The following is a 13,582-nucleotide window of genomic DNA, read 5'->3' as shown; positions in this document are numbered from 1 at the left end:
TCATATTGTTTGATAGGAAATTAACTTAGTTTTATATCGCCACCATCACTTAATGCTAATGTTGCCATTAACACCCCTTCAGGAGCACCACCAATACCATAAACAAAATCTGCTTCCTTGTTAATAATATCAATAGCAGCAAGCACATCACCATCACCAATTAAACGAACAATAATACCTAAATCATGCAACTTTTCAATTATTTTTTGATGTCTTGGTTTATCTAACATAATACCAATTAAATCATTATGTTTTTTAATTTTTTGCATAGTTTTAATATTAGTAATAAAATCATCTTCATTGTTAATAGCATCTTGTAAATCGGGTCCAACAAATAATTTTTCCATATACATTTCTGGTAACTTTAAAATAGTATTGGGTGTTGATGCTGCTAAACAAGCAATACTACCAGCAATATTATAAGCAGCAGGATAAGTACCTTCTACTGGATCAACTGCTAAATCATAAGTTAAAGTTTTTCCTTTTCCTAGTTCTTGATTAACAAATAACATTGGGGCTTGATCTAACTCACCTTCACCAACGATGATACGACATTTAATAGGGACATTATCTAACATAATTGTCATTGCTTCAACAGCAGCAAAGTCAACAGCGTTCTTATCTTTATGACCAATAAATTTATAAGCAGCAATTGTTGCTATTTCTACTGCTCTAATTAAATACATATTCTTATTCATATTTTTCTCCATAATTAAAATGTTCATTGTTAATTATATGATAATTTTTAACAAAAAAATTAATTATTAAATCTCTTTTTTATTACTTTTAAATATTAACGCTATTGATACTTAGTTTTACAAAAAATTTATGCACAAAATTTTGAATTTAAAAAACACTACCTAAAAAATATGAAAAACTTTAATAATTTTCAAAAGTTATTTCATGAAAAATTATTTTAAAGTTTTATAATTTAAAATAAAAATTTTGACAGATTAAATAAATTAAATCTAGTAAGAAAATAAAAAAGAATTAATTAGTTAAGTATCATTTTTCACTGCAAGTGTAAACTTTGATACTTTTTTTATTATTTTATGATAATATATAGCTAACTAAAGTAATGTTTACTCATAAATAATGTAAAATAACAATATGTAATTTAAACAGTTTTTGAATTTAAAAGTACAATTCAGCAATATTTAAAATAGATTAGGAAGATTAAATTATACCAAAACCATACAGTGAAGACTTACGAAGAAAAGTAATAGAAGCCTATGAAAGTAAAAACATGAAAATTAAAGAAATTTGTAAAGTGTTCAATATTACTAGAAAGACTTTATTCTTATGAAGAAAAAGAAAAAAAGAAACTGGGCATATAAAACCAATTTTGAATTATCAAAAAGGACATAGCCACAAAATAAAGTATTTAGATGAATTAAAAAATTATTTAGCGCAAAATAAAGATGTTACAGTTCAAAAAGTGATTGAAAAATTTGGTGATATGACTAAAGAAACAGTTTATAACTATTTCAAAAAACTAAATTATAAATATAAAAAAACTTTTCTATATGAACAAAGAGATAAAAATAAACAAGAAGATTTTTTAAAAGAAATAGCTAAAATAATGAATGAATATTTAGTATTATATATTAGACATATTCCGTAAATAAATTTATATTTCAAAAACAAAAATTGTTAATATTATTTTTATATTAACTTGATAAAAATTTAAATTTTTAAAAAAATATTAAAAATATTTTTTTATTTTAATGGTTTTGTTTTATTAAAAATTTCACAAAGTAAGTTAAATCTTAAGTACATAAGTCTAAATATACTTTTTCTACATTTATTTATTAAAATTTTGAATCTTTTTAATCAAGCAAAAACATGTTCAACTTTAATTCTAATTTTTGAAATAATTTTATTGTAGATTTTTTCTTGTTTAGTTAATTTTTTATTTTTAGTTTTTTTAATTGGCAATATAGTATTTTTATAAATATTTTGTATTCCTTGATATCCCAAATCACCAATAATTATTGTTTTTTCTGAAAATTCAAGATTTGAATTTTTTAATATTTGAAAATCATGTACTTTTCCATTATCAGCAAAAATATCAACAATTTTTTTATTAAAAAAGTCATATATAATTTGAAATTTTATAGAAAACATTCAACTTTTACCAGAAAAATATTCTAACTGTATTTTTTTTAGTTGGTCTTTCAATTTCAATTTCAGTTGAATCAATTAAATAAAATTGAAAATCATTTAAATCTTCTTGTTTTTTATCAATTTTTGATTTATATTTTGTTTTTAAAAACTGATAATCTTTGTCATCACTAAGTTTATTTTCTACTCAAGTAATATTTCGAAAACAACTTGATGCACTCATTTTATATTTAATACTCATTTGGAAAAAAGTATAATATTCTTTTCAGTATACTAAAGTCATCATCAATCTTTCTTCAACTGAAAGTTTATATTTTCTACCTTTAGTTTTTTTTAAATTTTATATTTCAATTAATTTTGTTAACATTTCATCAAAATGAAAACGTTTTATACCAAAATATCTATAAAATTGTTCATTTTTTAATTTTTTTAAATTTTCAAAATTCATTTTTATCAACACCTTATTAATTTATTAATAAAGAAATTATAAAATAAATTTTAAATTATTAATTGACTTTTAAAAAATTTATTTACGGAATATGTCTATTATATGCCAAAGGCATGACTTTATCAGATATTAGAATGCAGTTACAAGAGCTATATCATGGTGCTGATATTAGTGAAAGTGTTATTAGTCAAATTACTGATGATGTTATTGATGATGTTAAAGCATGACAAAATCGGCCATTAGAAAGTGTTTATCCGATTGTTTATTTTGATTGTATAGTAGTTAAAGTGCGACAAGATAAACGCATTATTAACAAATCAGTTTATATAGCACTAGTAGTTGATTTATAAGGCAAAAAAGATGTTTTAGGTTTATGAATTAGTGAAAATGAAGGTTCTAAGTTTTGATTATCTAATTTCACAGAAATGAAAAATCGAGGCTTAAATGATATTCTTATTGTTTGTAGCGACAATTTAACAGGAATGTCAGAAGCAATACAATCAGTTTATCCTAAAACCGAACATCAATTATGCATAGTTCATCAAATTAGAAATAGTTTAAAATATGTTTCATACAAACATATAAAATCACTAGTTACAGATTTAAAACCAATTTATAGTGCATGTAGTGAAGAACAAGCAATGCAAGCTTTAGAATCTTTTGAAAGTAAATGAAATAAACAATATCCTCAAATTGCTAAATCATGATATAAAAATTGAGATAATTTAATGGTTTTTATTAGTTATCCTGCAGAAATCAAAAGAGTTATTTATACAACAAATGCTATTGAATCTGTTAATAGTCAATTACGAAAAGTTATTAGAAATAAAAAATTTTTTTCCAAATGATATGGCAGTTTTTAAAATATTTTACTTAGCAATTGAAAATATAACAAAAAAATGGACAATGCCCATTCAAAATTGAAATACAGCAATTGCTCATTTTATGATAAAATTTGAAGATAGAATTAATCTAAACTAGTAACTTTGTAAAAAGATACACAGATTTTTAAAAAGCCTCCATTTGAAGGACATTGCAACAGTAAAATTTTTGAATCATATGTAAAAAATATACTAATTCCAGTATTAAAGCATGGACAAATTATAGTTTTAGATAATGCAGCGTTTCATAAATCTAAATTAACACAACAATTAATTGAAAATGCTGGATGCAAACTATTATTTCTTCCACCATATTCTCCTAATTTAAATCCAATTGAACATTTTTGATTTGCTATAAAACATAATATAAGAAAAATATTACCAAATTATTGACCAAATATTAAAAAAGCGATTGATTTTGTTTTTCAATATATGAGTAAACATTAATTTAGTTAGTTATACATGTGGGGATAATTTCCTAGATAGGCTTTTATCTCCATTTATGTGATAAAATTTAAAAATAGTACATAAAGGGATAAAATCCTTTAATAAAAAAGATGTTTTAGATTTTCTTTATAAAGTTTTTTTGATAAAAGTAAAATTGAAAAAGTATTTTTATCAAAAAATAATTTTACATTAATTATATTTTTAATATTTTTTGTAATATTTGTATTTTTTTGTGTTTTTGTTATAATTTAATTGTAGTAATTATTATTGTTATCCGTGTAAGGAATGATAATGCTTACTTTTTGTTTGTATATTTATTGATATTTTGATGAATTATGTTACTATATATTTATAAGTAAATATGTTTTAGATTATTTTTTAAATACTATTTAACTTATTTGAATTGGTAACAATTCCTTGCACTCGATAGTTAAATATTGATATTAAAAAATTTTTATTTATTAAATTAATTGGTAGCATACCGATGTTGTCAATAATATTTAAATTTTTCTTAAAATTATTAAGTTAGACGATAATAATTTTGACTTCAATATGAAATTGTATGTTAATCTTAACACTTACTAAATATTAGTCAACAATAATACTTAATTTTATAATTCAAAAATTCTTATTAAAGTTTACGTTAATAATTTTTAATTTATTTTTAGTTATTTTTAAATTCAAGTAGTTAATTTATAATAATTGGATGGTAGTATTTATTTGATAGCATTTAAAATTAACCATTTTTGTATACATATCAATGTTATAAGTTCTATCACCAATCATATTCTTTAAAATTTGTTTAATATGAGTTTCAGTAAAGCAACCAATATTTTCGACTAATGCTTGGTTTAATAAACCATCTTTTGCATTAATAAAATAACCAACTTTTAATTTTTTATATTGCAAAGTTAATGACTGTAAAGAATCAATTAATTCATAATATTGACCTTTTTCAAATAAATTCATTGCATTTTGATAGTGTAATTTAGCAATTTGATTTTTTCTTCTTCCTGCCATTATACCAAGAAATAAAACATGAAAAGCATGGAATTTATCTAAAATAAATTTAGCATTTAAAATTGTAGCAGTTTTTTTAATTCATTTTGCACTATCTCCACAAACTACTAAATTTGCTTGTTCAAAATTTTCAAAAAATAAATTACCATATTTTTCAATTAATTTTGCAGTTTTTTCAGCACCAATTTCTGTTTTTGATACTCTTATTTGACATGTAGCTCTTTTATTAATTAATTTTCCATTTTTCTTTTTACCAGTACAAAATATTATTAATCTCATAGAACATTTTTTACAATTTTTATTATTGTGTTTTTCATTAAACTTAAATTTTCTATGATCATCATCAAACTTTATATATAAAGTTTGATTTGGTTGCAATAATATTTTAGGGATATTTGCTTTTGGTAATTAAAATTTTTGATATGTTCTAAAAACTGTACTAGTACCTATTAAATCTTCAATACAAGTATCACAAACATCACGATATTTTTTATCAGTAGCAAAATATTTTAAAATTTGTTTAATAACATCTGGTTCTAATTTACTATACTTTTTAACACCAAGATAGTTATCTAGCAATGAAACAAATTGCTTTTTTTGTGTTTTTGGGTTATAATATAGCTAACTAAAGTAATGTTTACTCATATCTTGAAAAACAAAATCAATCGCTTTTTTAATATTTGGTCAATAATTTGGTAATATTTTTCTTATATTATGTTTTATAGCAAATCAAAAATGTTCAATTGGATTTAAATTAGGAGAATATGGTGGAATAAATAATAGTTTGCATCCAGCATTTTCAATTAATTGTTGTGTTAATTTAGATTTATGAAACGTTGCATTATCTAAAACTATAATTTGTCCACGCTTTAATACTGCAATTAGTATATTTTTTACATATGATTCAAAAATTTTACTGTTGCAATGTCCTTCAAATGCTCATAGGGTTTTTAATTTACCTTTATTTAGCGAACTAATTATACTCATTCTTTTTATTTTATATGCGGGTTTATTATCAAATAATCTTTTACCTTTTTCAGATCAACCATATTTATAAAATTCATTATCATCAATTCCAGATTCATCAATATATACTAAATCTTCATTTATTATTTTAGCTATTTCTTTTAAAAAATATTCTTGTTTATTTTTATCTCTTTGTTCATATAGAAAAGTTTTTTTTATATGTATAATTTAGTTTTTTGAAATAGTTATAAACTGTTTCTTTAGTCATATCATCAAATTTTTCAATTACTTTTTGAACTGTAACATCTTTATTTTGCGCTAAATAATTTTTTAATTCATCTAAATCCTTTATTTTGTGGCTATGTCCTTTTTGATAATTCAAAATTGGTTTTATATGTCCAGTTTCTTTTTTTCTTTTTCTTCATAAGAATAAATTTGGAATGGCAACCTTTTTTAGGACTGTTTTTTGGTAGACATTTGTGCTTGGTGTTTTATGGGGGTTAAGTAGTTTAGAGTGCTGTGGATTCTTATGTTGTTGTATCAATTGATATAATCAAATAATTCTAATTTTAATTGGATTAATGATGTAAAATTTTTATCATTAATAAACTCTGTTTTGAAAGTTTTGAAAGCTGCTTCAGCAACAGCGTTATCATAAGGACAACCTTTTTTGCTTAAAGAGCGGGTAATATTGAAGACTAATAAAAGTTTATCAATAGTTTTATTATTAAATTCATTACCGCGATCGCTATGAAATATTTGAATATTTTTTAAACAACGATTTGAGCACATAAATGCTTGATATACTAATGATGCATCTTTTTTAGTGCCTAAACTATGTCCAATAATTTCGCGATTGTACAGGTCGATTAATAAGCGAATATAGTTTTATTTACCATTAACTTGAACATAAGTTAAATCACTAACAATAACTTCATTTTTAAGTCTATTATTAAAGTCTCTATTAACAAGATTAGTAATTTGACTATCATTGACTTTATTATGATAATTTTTGTATGATAATTTAGTGTATTTTGATATTAAATTATGTTTATTCATAATTTTTTTAATTTTTCGTCTTGATAAATTAATTTTCTTTTCTTTTAGAACAACTTTTAATCTTCTTGTTCCATAAGCTTCTTTATTTTCTTTAAAACAACTAATAACAGCTTCATCATACATATTATTTTGAATTTTATCTTCTTTTTTCTTGAAATTAAAATAATATGTCGATTTATAGATTTTTAAAAAGCCTCAACGACACATTGTACGAATTTTATATTTAACTTTATTTTTAGTAATAATTTCTATTTTATGCATATTATTAGTGCTGCTTGCTTTAAAATATCATTTTCCATTCTTAATTGTTTTAATCATTTTCTTAATTTAATTAATTCATTTTCTTCAACAGAACAGTTATCTTTGGTTTTAAAAATGCCTGAATTAGTAAATTGCTTAATCCAATTATAAGTAGCTGAAATTGTAATATTAGACATATTCCGTAAATAAATTTAATCAATGTTCAATAATAATATTTATAAATTTTTTAGTGTTAATAATTATAGAAGTTAATTTTTTTAAAAAAATACTTTAAAAATAAATTTATATTTCAAACACAAAAATTGTTAATATTATTTTTATATTAACTTAATAAAAATTTAAATTTTTAAAAAAATATTAAAAATATTTTTTTATTTTAATGGTTTTGTTTTATTAAAAATTTCACAAAGTAAGTTAAATCTTAAGTACATAAGTCTAAATATACTTTTTCTACATTTATTTATTAAAATTTTGAATCTTTTTAATCGAGCAAAAACATGTTCAACTTTAATTCTAATTTTTGAAATAATTTTATTGTAGATTTTTTCTTGTTTAGTTAATTTTTTATTTTTAGTTTTTTTAATTGGTAATATAGTATTTTTATAAATATTTTGTATTCCTTGATATCCCAAATCACCAATAATTATTGTTTTTTCTGAAAATTCAAGATTTGAATTTTTTAATATTTGAAAATCATGTACTTTTCCATTATCAGCAAAAATATCAACATTTTTTTATTAAAAAAGTCATATATAATTTGAAATTTTATAGAAAACATTCAACTTTTACCAGAAAAATATTCTAACTGTAGTTTTTTTTAGTTGGTCTTTCAATTTCAATTTCAGTTGAATCAATTAAATAAAATTGAAATTCATTTAAATCTTCTTGTTTTTTCTCAATTTTTGATTTATATTTTGTTTTTAAAAACTGATAATCTTTGTCATCACTAAGTTTATTTTCTACTCAAGTAATATTTCGAAAACAACTTGATGCACTCATTTTATATTTAATACTCATTTGGAAAAAAGTATAATATTCTTTTCAGTATACTAAAGTCATCATCAATCTTTCTTCAACTGAAAGTTTATATTTTATACCTTTAGTTTTTTTTAAATTTTCTATTTCAATTAATTTTGTTAACATTTCATCAAAATGAAAACGTTTTATACCAAAATATCTATAAAATTGTTCATTTTTTAATTTTTTTAAATTTTCAAAATTCATTTTTATCAACACCTTATTAATTTATTAATAAAGAAATTATAAAATAAATTTTAAATTATTAATTGACTTTTAAAAAATTTATTTACGGAATATGTCTATTGTACTCTTTAGCAAGACAAGACACTGACTTGCCGCTTTGATATAAAGCTACTATTTGTTTTTTAAATTCATCTGAATATGAGTTAATATTGTCCATAATTATAATTCCTTTCTTTTAACTAATTTGTTCACTTGTCTACGTAATTAGTGTCCAATAAAGTGTAACCCATCCACTTGCATTGCTTGTTCTTCACTACATGCACTATAAATTGGTTTTAAATATGTAACTAGTGATTTTCTATGTTTGTATGAAACATATTTTAAACTATTTCTAATTTGATGAACTATGCATAATTGATGTTCGGTTTTAGGATAAACTGATTGTATTGCTTCTGACATTCCTGTTAAATTGTCACTACAAGCAATAAGAACATCATTTAAGCCTCGATTTTTCATTTCTGTGAAATTAGATAATCAAAACTTAGAACCTTCATTTTCGCTAATTCATAAACCTAAAACATCTTTTTTACCTTCTAAATCAACTCCTAGTGCTATATAAACTGATTTGTTAATAATGCGTTTATATTGTCGTACTTTAACTATTATACAATCAAAATAAACAATCGGATAAACACTTTCTAATGGCCGATTTTGTCATGCTTTAACGCATCAATAACATCATCAGTAATTTGACTAATAACACTTTCACTAATATCAGCACCATGATATAACTCTTGTAACTGCATTCTAATATCTGATAAAGTCATGCCTTTTGCATATATAGCTAACTAAAGTAATGTTTACTCATAAATAATGTAAAATAATAATATGTAATTTAAACAGTTTTTGAATTTAAAAGTACAATTCAGCAATATTTAAAATAGATTAGGAAGATTAAATTATGCCAAAACCATACAGTGAAGACTTACGAAGAAAAGTAATAGAAGCCTATGAAAGTAAAAACATGAAAATTAAAGAAATTTGTAAAGTGTTCAATATTACTAGAAAGACTTTATTCTTATGAAGAAAAAGAAAAAAAGAAACTGGGCATATAAAGCCAATTTTGAATTATAAAAAAGGACATAGCCACAAAATAAAAGATTTAGATGAATTAAAAAATTATTTAGCGCAAAATAAAGATGTTACAGTTCAAAAAGTGATTGAAAAATTTGATGATATGACTAAAGAAACAGTTTATAACTATTTCAAAAAACTAAATTATACATATAAAAAAACTTTTCTATATGAACAAAGAGATAAAAATAAACAAGAATATTTTTTAAAATAAATAGCTAAAATAATGAATGAAGATTTAGTATATATTGATGAATCTGGAATTGATGATAATGAATTTTATAAATATGGTTGATCTGAAAAAGGTAAAAGATTATTTGATAATAAACCCGCATATAAAATAAAAAGAATGAGTATAATCGGTTCACTAAATAAAGGTAAATTAAAAGCCCTATGAGCATTTGAAGGACATTGCAACAGTAAAATTTTTGAATCATATGTAAAAAATATACTAATTCCAGTATTCAAGCGTGGACAAATTATAGTTTTAGATAATGCAACGTTTCATAAATCTAAATTAACACAACAATTAATTGAAAATGCTGGATGCAAACTATTATTTCTTCCGCCATATTCTCCTAATTTAAACCCAATTGAACATTTTTGATTTGCTATAAAACATAATATAAGAAAAATATTACCAAATTATTGGCCAAATATTAAAAAAGCGATTGATTTTGTTTTTCAAGATATGAGTAAACATTACTTTAGTTAGCTATAGTAGATTCATTAGAAATATTCCATAAATAATTTTTTTAAAAGTAAATTAATAATTTAAAATTTATTTTATAATTTCTTTATTAATAAATTAATAAGGTGTTGATAAAAATGAAGTTTGAAAATTTAAAAAAATTAAAAAATGAACAATTTTATAGATATTTTGGTATAAAACGTTTTCATTTTGATGAAATGTTAACAAAATTAATTGAAATAGAAAATTTAAAAAAACTAAAGGTAGAAAATATAAACTTTCAGTTGAAGAAAGATTGATGATGACTTTAGTATACTAGACATATTCCGTAAATAAATTTTTTAAAAGTCAATTAATAATTTAAAATTTATTTTATAATTTCTTTATTAATAAATTAATAAGGTGTTGATAAAAATGAATTTTGAAAATTTAAAAAAATTAAAAAATGAACAATTTTATAGATATTTTGGTATAAAACGTTTTCATTTTGATGAAATGTTAACAAAATTAATTGAAATAGAAAATTTAAAAAAAACTAAAGGTAGAAAATATAAACTTTCAGTTGAAGAAAGATTGATGATGACTTTAGTATACTGAAAAGAATATTATACTTTTTTCCAAATGAGTATTAAATATAAAATGAGTGCATCAAGTTGTTTTCGAAATATTACTTGAGTAGAAAATAAACTTAGTGATGACAAAGATTATCAGTTTTTAAAAACAAAATATAAATCAAAAATTGAGAAAAAACAAGAAGATTTAAATGAATTTCAATTTTATTTAATTGATTCAACTGAAATTGAAATTGAAAGACCAACTACAAAAAACTACAGTTAGAATATTTTTCTGGTAAAAGTTGAATTTTTCTATAAAATTTCAAATTATATATGACTTTTTTAATAAAAAAATTGTTGATATTTTTGCTGATAATGGAAAAGTACATGATTTTCAAATATTAAAAAATTCAAATCTTGAATTTTCAGAAAAAACAATAATTATTGGTGATTTGGGATATCAAGGAATACAAAATATTTATAAAAATACTATATTACCAATTAAAAAAACTAAAAATAAAAAATTAACTAAACAAGAAAAAATCTACAATAAAATTATTTCAAAAATTAGAATTAAAGTTGAACATGTTTTTGCTTGATTAAAAAGATTCAAAATTTTAATAAATAAATGTAGAAAAAGTATATTTAGACTTATGTACTTAAGATTTAACTTACTTTGTAAAATTTTTAATAAAACAAAACCATTAAAATAAAAAAATATTTTTAATATTTTTTTAAAAATTTAAATTTTTATCAAGTTAATATAAAAATAATATTAACAATTTTTGTGTTTGAAATATAAATTTATTTTTAAAGTATTTTTTTAAAAATATTAACTTCTATAATTATTAACACTAAAAAATTTATAAATATTATTATTGACAATTGATTAAATTTATTTACGGAATATGTCTACTGAAAATAATATTATACTTTTTTCCAAATGAGTATTAAATATAAAATGAGTGCATCAAGTTGTTTTCGAAATATTACTTGAGTAGAAAATAAACTTAGTGATGACAAAGATTATCAGTTTTTAAAAACAAAATATAAATCAAAAATTGAGAAAAAACAAGAAGATTTAAATGAATTTCAATTTTATTTAATTGATTCAACTGAAATTAAAATTGAAAGACCAACTAAAAAAACTACAGTTAGAATATTTTTCTGGTAAAAGTTGAATGTTTTCTATAAAATTTCAAATTATATATGACTTTTTTAATAAAAAAATTGTTGCTATTTTTGCTGATAATGGAAAAGTACATGATTTTCAAATATTAAAAAATTAAAATCTTGAATTTTCAGAAAAAACAATAATTATTGGTGATTTGGGATATCAAGGAATACAAAATATTTATAAAAATACTATATTACCAATTAAAAAAACTAAAAATAAAAAATTAACTAAACAAGAAAAAATCTACAATAAAATTATTTCAAAAATTAGAATTAAAGTTGAACATGTTTTTGCTTGATTAAAAAGATTCAAAATTTTAATAAATAAATGTAGAAAAAGTATATTTAGACTTATGTACTTAAGATTTAACTTACTTTGTGAAATTTTTAATAAAACAAAACCATTAAAATAAAAAAATATTTTTAATATTTTTTTAAAAATTTAAATTTTTATCAAGTTAATATAAAAACAATATTAACAATTTTTGTGTTTGAAATATAAATTTATTTTTAAAGTATTTTTTTAAAAATATTAACTTCTATAATTATTAACACTAAAAAATTTATAAATATTATTATTGACAATTGATTAAATTTATTTACGGAATATGTCTAATGAAAGAACTTGTTGATCAAAACCATAAAATCTTCTTTGTCTTTTTGCAACTATTACTGGCTCAAAATTACTATTACGATCTCGTGGTACATTAATCTCAATTTTACCTTGTTGAGTTATTAATTTTTTTGAATTTATACCATTACGAGCATTATCACTATTACTATGTTGATTTTTTTCATATCCTAAATAATTTTGCATTTCAGAATTCAACATTTTTTCAACTAATCTTTTTGTTAATTCTTTATATAAACCTCCCTCTTTAAAAACTGTTGTTAAATCTTCATTATTTTCTAATAATAAATCTACTGCTTTTGATATTGGATCATTATTATTAATATTTTGTTTTTTAGACATAAGTAACTCACTCTTTCTATTTATTTAATTTTATTTACTAGAATTAATTAAACATAGTTATTTTTGTAAGTTACACAGATTACTAAACATTACCTTAAAAAAAATATTAACTTCTATAATTATTAACACTAAAAAATTTATAAATATTATTATTGACAATTGATTAAATTTATTTACGGAATATGTCTAATGAACCCTGCATCTTGATTCCAAATTCTAGTTCTGATTTCATGACCCATTCTTCAAGCTTTTTTATATGTCACACCCAATTCCCTTGCAACATCTGTTGATGGTATACCATGCTTTGTGTTTATTCATCTAAAGATGAGATAAAACCAAGATGTCAAAGGTGTTTGTGACTTGTGAAAAATGGTGTCATGAAGAATACTAAATATTTGATGACATTTCAAACATCTTATTCTTCTCAAATCAGAAACATTCAAACTAGAAGAAGCACACCTGATACATTTCATTACTTTTAACTTCGCTATATATTTCAAACAATCGTTTTCATTTTGAAATATGCTATTGAATTCATTTCAATTCATTTTTTCCTCGACACTAGTACATGTGGGGATAATTTCCTTATTAAATTTCTTTCCTTATTAATTTTAAATTCCAGATAATTTAATTATCTGGAAAATA

27 protein-coding genes and 1 pseudogene are annotated in these 13,582 nt (G+C 21.2%); 11 read left to right on the top strand and 17 right to left on the bottom strand.

Annotated elements, in window-relative coordinates; genetic code table 4:
- Nucleotides 1-20: 20 nt before the first annotated feature.
- Nucleotides 21-698, bottom strand: a complete 678-nt coding sequence (locus ABWV63_RS09395) for a fructose-bisphosphatase class II (RefSeq protein WP_353306141.1) — start codon at nt 696-698, stop codon at nt 21-23.
- Nucleotides 699-1,246: 548 nt separating this feature from the next.
- On the opposite strand from ABWV63_RS09395, the gene ABWV63_RS09390 reads away from it, so the two are divergent.
- Nucleotides 1,247-1,624: an IS630 transposase-related protein gene (locus ABWV63_RS09390; protein ID WP_353306140.1), complete on the top strand. Its 378-nt coding sequence runs from the start codon at nt 1,247-1,249 to the stop codon at nt 1,622-1,624.
- Between the two features lie 95 nt (nt 1,625-1,719).
- Here ABWV63_RS09390 and ABWV63_RS09385 read toward each other — a convergent pair whose 3' ends face one another.
- Both ABWV63_RS09385 and ABWV63_RS09380 read right to left on the bottom strand, forming a co-directional pair.
- Nucleotides 1,720-2,127, bottom strand: coding sequence for a transposase family protein (locus ABWV63_RS09385; protein ID WP_353305654.1), 408 nt, complete (start codon nt 2,125-2,127; stop codon nt 1,720-1,722).
- A 7-nt stretch (nt 2,128-2,134) separates the two neighbouring features.
- Nucleotides 2,135-2,413, bottom strand: a complete 279-nt coding sequence (locus ABWV63_RS09380) for a transposase family protein (RefSeq protein WP_353306139.1) — start codon at nt 2,411-2,413, stop codon at nt 2,135-2,137.
- Nucleotides 2,414-2,685: 272 nt separating this feature from the next.
- Here ABWV63_RS09380 and ABWV63_RS09375 point away from each other — a divergent pair.
- The 3 genes and pseudogenes from ABWV63_RS09375 to ABWV63_RS09365 all read left to right on the top strand — a co-directional run bounded on the left by ABWV63_RS09375 (nt 2,686) and on the right by ABWV63_RS09365 (nt 3,900).
- Nucleotides 2,686-3,435, top strand: a pseudogene (locus ABWV63_RS09375) (IS256 family transposase).
- Nucleotides 3,422-3,553 (top strand): hypothetical protein, encoded by a 132-nt coding sequence (locus ABWV63_RS09370; protein ID WP_338979449.1) that lies wholly within the window; start codon nt 3,422-3,424, stop codon nt 3,551-3,553. The pseudogene ABWV63_RS09375 and the gene ABWV63_RS09370 overlap by 14 nt, the downstream one beginning before the upstream one ends.
- Nucleotides 3,554-3,576: 23 nt before the next feature.
- Nucleotides 3,577-3,900 carry a transposase gene (locus tag ABWV63_RS09365; RefSeq protein ID WP_353307242.1) on the top strand — a complete coding sequence of 108 codons (324 nt, stop codon included), beginning with the start codon at nt 3,577-3,579 and terminating at the stop codon, nt 3,898-3,900.
- Nucleotides 3,901-4,593: 693 nt separating this feature from the next.
- Here the strand turns inward: ABWV63_RS09365 and ABWV63_RS09360 are convergent.
- From ABWV63_RS09360 to ABWV63_RS09305, 12 genes are all read right to left on the bottom strand, one after another.
- Nucleotides 4,594-5,298: an Mbov_0401 family ICE element transposase-like protein gene (locus tag ABWV63_RS09360; protein WP_353306138.1), complete on the bottom strand. Its 705-nt coding sequence runs from the start codon at nt 5,296-5,298 to the stop codon at nt 4,594-4,596.
- Nucleotides 5,299-5,328: 30 nt separating this feature from the next.
- On the bottom strand, nt 5,329-5,499 hold the full coding sequence (locus tag ABWV63_RS09355; RefSeq protein WP_353306137.1) for a hypothetical protein: 171 nt from the start codon (nt 5,497-5,499) through the stop codon (nt 5,329-5,331).
- Nucleotides 5,500-5,541: 42 nt separating this feature from the next.
- The gene (locus ABWV63_RS09350) at nt 5,542-5,994 is read right to left on the bottom strand and encodes an IS630 family transposase (protein ID WP_353307241.1); all 453 of its coding nucleotides are present in this window, start codon (nt 5,992-5,994) and stop codon (nt 5,542-5,544) included.
- Nucleotides 5,995-6,070: 76 nt separating this feature from the next.
- On the bottom strand, nt 6,071-6,430 hold the full coding sequence (locus tag ABWV63_RS09345; protein WP_353306136.1) for a hypothetical protein: 360 nt from the start codon (nt 6,428-6,430) through the stop codon (nt 6,071-6,073).
- Nucleotides 6,340-6,720 (bottom strand): IS3 family transposase, encoded by a 381-nt coding sequence (locus ABWV63_RS09340; protein WP_353307240.1) that lies wholly within the window; start codon nt 6,718-6,720, stop codon nt 6,340-6,342. Before ABWV63_RS09340 ends, ABWV63_RS09345 begins: the two co-directional genes overlap by 91 nt.
- 54 nt (nt 6,721-6,774) lie before the next feature.
- Entirely contained in the window at nt 6,775-7,152 is a 378-nt protein-coding gene (locus ABWV63_RS09335; RefSeq protein ID WP_353306135.1) for an IS3 family transposase, read from the bottom strand.
- A 41-nt stretch (nt 7,153-7,193) separates the two neighbouring features.
- On the bottom strand, nt 7,194-7,382 hold the full coding sequence (locus ABWV63_RS09330; RefSeq protein WP_353306134.1) for a hypothetical protein: 189 nt from the start codon (nt 7,380-7,382) through the stop codon (nt 7,194-7,196).
- A 195-nt stretch (nt 7,383-7,577) separates the two neighbouring features.
- Complete coding sequence (locus ABWV63_RS09325) at nt 7,578-7,889, bottom strand: transposase family protein (RefSeq protein WP_353307239.1); 312 nt, start codon at nt 7,887-7,889, stop codon at nt 7,578-7,580.
- Nucleotides 7,890-8,007: 118 nt separating this feature from the next.
- Nucleotides 8,008-8,430: a transposase family protein gene (locus ABWV63_RS09320; RefSeq protein WP_353306133.1), complete on the bottom strand. Its 423-nt coding sequence runs from the start codon at nt 8,428-8,430 to the stop codon at nt 8,008-8,010.
- A gap of 82 nt (nt 8,431-8,512) precedes the next feature.
- The gene (locus tag ABWV63_RS09315; RefSeq protein WP_353306132.1) at nt 8,513-8,626 is read right to left on the bottom strand and encodes a transposase; all 114 of its coding nucleotides are present in this window, start codon (nt 8,624-8,626) and stop codon (nt 8,513-8,515) included.
- Nucleotides 8,627-8,673: 47 nt separating this feature from the next.
- Nucleotides 8,674-9,072, bottom strand: a complete 399-nt coding sequence (locus ABWV63_RS09310; protein WP_353307238.1) for a transposase — start codon at nt 9,070-9,072, stop codon at nt 8,674-8,676.
- A gap of 35 nt (nt 9,073-9,107) precedes the next feature.
- On the bottom strand, nt 9,108-9,236 hold the full coding sequence (locus ABWV63_RS09305) for a hypothetical protein (RefSeq protein ID WP_353306131.1): 129 nt from the start codon (nt 9,234-9,236) through the stop codon (nt 9,108-9,110).
- 134 nt (nt 9,237-9,370) lie between these two features.
- Here ABWV63_RS09305 and ABWV63_RS09300 point away from each other — a divergent pair, with 134 nt between their 5' ends.
- From ABWV63_RS09300 to ABWV63_RS09270, 7 genes are all read left to right on the top strand, one after another.
- Nucleotides 9,371-9,757, top strand: coding sequence for an IS630 transposase-related protein (locus tag ABWV63_RS09300; protein WP_353306130.1), 387 nt, complete (start codon nt 9,371-9,373; stop codon nt 9,755-9,757).
- Nucleotides 9,758-9,769: 12 nt separating this feature from the next.
- Entirely contained in the window at nt 9,770-10,258 is a 489-nt protein-coding gene (locus ABWV63_RS09295; protein ID WP_353306129.1) for an IS630 family transposase, read from the top strand.
- 113 nt (nt 10,259-10,371) lie between these two features.
- Complete coding sequence (locus ABWV63_RS09290; RefSeq protein ID WP_353306110.1) at nt 10,372-10,545, top strand: hypothetical protein; 174 nt, start codon at nt 10,372-10,374, stop codon at nt 10,543-10,545.
- Nucleotides 10,546-10,648: 103 nt separating this feature from the next.
- On the top strand, nt 10,649-11,071 hold the full coding sequence (locus ABWV63_RS09285) for a transposase family protein (RefSeq protein WP_353306128.1): 423 nt from the start codon (nt 10,649-10,651) through the stop codon (nt 11,069-11,071).
- A 19-nt stretch (nt 11,072-11,090) separates the two neighbouring features.
- The gene (locus ABWV63_RS09280; protein WP_353306127.1) at nt 11,091-11,501 is read left to right on the top strand and encodes a transposase family protein; all 411 of its coding nucleotides are present in this window, start codon (nt 11,091-11,093) and stop codon (nt 11,499-11,501) included.
- A gap of 230 nt (nt 11,502-11,731) precedes the next feature.
- Nucleotides 11,732-11,962 carry a hypothetical protein gene (locus ABWV63_RS09275; protein ID WP_353306111.1) on the top strand — a complete coding sequence of 77 codons (231 nt, stop codon included), beginning with the start codon at nt 11,732-11,734 and terminating at the stop codon, nt 11,960-11,962.
- A gap of 154 nt (nt 11,963-12,116) precedes the next feature.
- The gene (locus tag ABWV63_RS09270) at nt 12,117-12,377 is read left to right on the top strand and encodes a transposase family protein (protein WP_353305623.1); all 261 of its coding nucleotides are present in this window, start codon (nt 12,117-12,119) and stop codon (nt 12,375-12,377) included.
- A 182-nt stretch (nt 12,378-12,559) separates the two neighbouring features.
- Here the strand turns inward: ABWV63_RS09270 and ABWV63_RS09265 are convergent, their stop codons facing one another.
- Entirely contained in the window at nt 12,560-12,937 is a 378-nt protein-coding gene (locus ABWV63_RS09265; RefSeq protein ID WP_353306126.1) for a transposase, read from the bottom strand.
- Between the two features lie 173 nt (nt 12,938-13,110).
- Entirely contained in the window at nt 13,111-13,485 is a 375-nt protein-coding gene (locus tag ABWV63_RS09260; RefSeq protein WP_353306125.1) for a hypothetical protein, read from the bottom strand.
- Between the last annotated feature and the right edge of the window lie 97 nt (nt 13,486-13,582).

It is taken from the genome of Spiroplasma ixodetis (genome assembly GCF_040369795.1).
GTDB classification, from domain to species: Bacteria; Bacillota_I; Bacilli_A; order Mycoplasmatales; family VBWQ01; genus Spiroplasma_E; species Spiroplasma_E ixodetis_B.
Note: the sequence above shows the minus strand (reverse complement) of the source record. Positions and strands in the feature narration are given on the sequence as shown.